The organism is Gemmatimonas sp. (assembly GCF_041689975.1).
Taxonomy (GTDB): Bacteria; Gemmatimonadota; Gemmatimonadetes; order Gemmatimonadales; family Gemmatimonadaceae; genus Gemmatimonas.
The window spans coordinates 1-3,013 of sequence record NZ_JBDNFF010000415.1; the positions used below are offsets into that span (position 1 = coordinate 1).

Annotated in this window: 4 protein-coding genes; all 4 read left to right on the forward strand. The window is 66.5% G+C overall.

Going from position 1 to position 3,013, the window contains the following annotated elements; translation table 11 throughout:
- Nucleotides 1–686: hypothetical protein (locus tag ACESNG_RS23435; protein WP_373071131.1), on the forward strand; the 686-nt coding region annotated here is incomplete at its 5' end.
- Between the two features lie 89 nt (nt 687–775).
- The gene (locus ACESNG_RS23440) at nt 776–955 is read left to right on the forward strand and encodes a sigma factor (RefSeq protein ID WP_373071133.1); all 180 of its coding nucleotides are present in this window, start codon (nt 776–778) and stop codon (nt 953–955) included.
- Entirely contained in the window at nt 940–1,308 is a 369-nt protein-coding gene (locus ACESNG_RS23445; protein WP_373071135.1) for a sigma-70 family RNA polymerase sigma factor, read from the forward strand. Before ACESNG_RS23440 ends, ACESNG_RS23445 begins: the two co-directional genes overlap by 16 nt.
- The coding region (locus tag ACESNG_RS23450; RefSeq protein ID WP_373071137.1) for a von Willebrand factor type A domain-containing protein at nt 1,298–3,013 on the forward strand (1,716 nt) is incomplete at its 3' end. The genes ACESNG_RS23445 and ACESNG_RS23450, both read left to right, overlap by 11 nt.

A 3,013-nucleotide genomic window follows, 5' to 3' on the forward strand; every position in this document is an offset into this window, starting at 1 on the left:
CACTGCGCCGCACCGTCTCCAGCATCTCGTCGCCGCGCGCGCCGCTCGTGCTATCCAACGACAAGGCGGCATCGGAAGGCGACTACACGTCGATCGCGACGCGGCTCGACAGCGTTTTGGCGTCGAAGCCGGCGCTCGACATCGCAGGCCCAACGATGCGGCGGCGATTCAGCCTTCACCTGATGCGCGGACAATTGGGCACCGCCGAGCGCGACCTCGAGGCGGTGATCCGTCCGCTGGCCATGAAAGTGGATCCCGCCGCGATCTTCGAGGCGGAGGCCACTATCGCCGAGGCGCGCATCATCACCCTCGACGACAGCAGCGGCGCGCGTGCGCGCTTGGCCGCGCTTGAAACGACCATCGCCCGATCGGGCGCGGCGCCCGCAGATCAGAAGTCGCTGTATCGCGCCTACGATGCGTTGGGCCAGCGCGATTCGGTGGTGGCGGTGTACGAATACATGCTGGCGAGCCGCAACCCAGAGGCTCGACTGTTGGAGGACGTGGTCGAGCGTGCCCGCGCGCTCAAGCGGCTGGAAGAGCTGTACGAGGAGCGCGGCAACGTGGCGCAGGCGATTCGTCGCTATCGCGAGTTCATGGAGCTCTGGAAAGACGCAGACCCCGCGCTGCAGCCGGTGGTTCAGGATGTGAGAGAACGCATCACGCGCCTGGAGCAGAAGCGGGGGTAACCCCGCCCCGTTGTTCCGGCCCGCGAAAGGGCGTGTGCAAGTTTTTCCCGCGCCGGCGTCCAACTCGTGAACCCCCAGCTCCCGAGGCGATGGACGACATCGACCGACTGTTCCGCGAGTACCACCAACCCGTCGTGCGCTATCTGGCGCGGCGTCTTGGCGACCGTGATCTCGCGGAGGAACTCGCGCAGGAGACCTTTCCCGCGCTATGCGGCATTTGCCGCTCACGAATGAACGTTCGTGGCTCTTTTCCGTGGCCACGAACCTGATCCGCGACGAAGGCCGCCGTGAAACGCGCCGACGCCGCCATCTCGAAGCGCTGCGGAATGACGAGTCGCAGACGCGCACCATCGAACACGAGTCTGTATCGCGAGAGCAGCGGCAGGATCAGCTGCGCGAACAGGCGTTCGCGCGATCGGCGATCGACGCGCTCGGCGAGAAGGATCGCACCGCGCTGCTGCTGCGCGAAGAAGGACTCGACTATCACGAAATAGCGGCCACGCTTGGCCTGTCGGTGGGATCCGTGGGCACAACGCTCTCGCGCGCCCGACGCCGCTTGGTGGACATCTACGAGTCGCTCGTTCGCGAGCGCGACGCACAGGGAGGAGCCGATGTCGCATAACGAAATGCGTCCGAACGACGCGCTACAGATCGCGTGGACCGACGCGGGACATCCTGATGAGGGGTCGCTGCAGACGTGGCTCGACGATGCGTTCGACGCCGCGAACGGTGCACAGGTGCAGGCGCATGTGGGTGGGTGCGCGGTGTGCCAGCAGGAGGTGGCCACGCTGCGCGGCTACACTGCAGCGGCCTCACGCATTCTGGGTGCTCTCGACGACGCACCGGGCGGCGTGGTGTCGCGGGCCGAGACGGCAAAAGCGGCGGCGGTGATCGTGGCCCAGGCCGACGGGCGGACGCGTGCCGCGCAGAAGGCAGCGACGGCGTGGTACACGCGGCCGGCGTTCCGTGTGGCCGCCGCGTTGGCTCTGATAGCGGGCGGTACGTCGTGGGTGATGTCGCGGTCGCCGGCAACGGCTGACACGACGGAGGTTGCCACGGCGGACGGAGCAAGCACGGGGACACCGGCGGTTGAGTCGCCGGCCGCTCAGGCACCGGCTACGGCAGCATCGACGTCGCAACCGCTGGCGGGTGTAGCTCCCGAGCAGGCGAAGGTGGCGACTGCGACAGCGCCGACTGCTTCACCCCCGATGGTGTCCAACGGGAAGACGGCAGACGTAGCGGCACCCGTGGCGGCCAAGATGGTCGTTGCCGTCGAGCCGATGGCGCAGGCCCGCAAGGCCACGGCACGAATCGACAGCGCGTCACCGGCCAACGTGTCCGACCCAGTGGTGAGTGGTCGTGCCATGGCGACGATGGCCTCATCGGTGGAACCACTTGTCGCTCCCGGGCCGCGTACGGTGATCGTGCGCGGCACAGTGCGCGACGCGAGCACACAACGTCCAATCGGCGGCGTTCAAGTCCAGGCCACCGTCACAGGAAGCAACGCGCCGACAAGCGGTACGCTGACCTCGACGAGCGGTACGTATTCGCTCGCCATCGCGGGCGTAGCGCCCAACATCTCGATTCGCGTCACGTTCCGTCGCATCGGTTACACGCAATCGATCGCGACGCGCACCGTGGTCGGCGACACGCTCATCATCGATCACGCCATGGTGACGTCGGTACTGGCGTTGAGCGAGGTGATCGTGAGGACCGAGGCGGCGAATGGACGCCGCGCGCCACTCGCTGGGCTCTCGCCGACGTTCACGGCGGCGTCGCAATCTCAGGACGTGAGTGGACGCGGCGTGGCAGGCGGAATCGCGCGTGGCGTTGAACGCACATCACCCACGCGACTCCCGACACGCAGCGCCCCACGCCGCGACAACGGCGGCAATCGCGAGCAGTACGACAAGATCGATGACAATCCGTTTCTCGCGGTCTCGGTGAATCCACGCTCCACGTTCTCAGTGGACGTTGATCGTGCCTCGTACAGCAACGTGCGACGCGTCATTTCGCAGGGGCAGACGCCGCCGCCCGATGCGGTGCGCATCGAAGAGTTGATCAACTACTTCCCGTACGACTTGGCCGAACCGCGTGGCGATGCGCCGGTGTCGATCACCACCGAAACGATGGCGGCACCGTGGCAGCCCAAGCACCGCCTCGTTCGTGTCGCGCTTCAAGCGCGACGGATCGAGACGGCCGCGCTGCCGCCGAGCAACCTGGTGTTCCTGATTGATGTGTCCGGGTCGATGAACCAGTGGAACAAGCTGCCATTGGTAAAGTCATCGCTGCGACTATTGGTCGATCAGCTCCGCCCGCAGGATCAC

Coding starts and splice junctions, on each gene's coding strand:
- ACESNG_RS23440 (WP_373071133.1), top strand. CDS start 776: ATGGACGACATCGACCGACTGTTCCGCGAGTACCACCAACCCGTCGTG.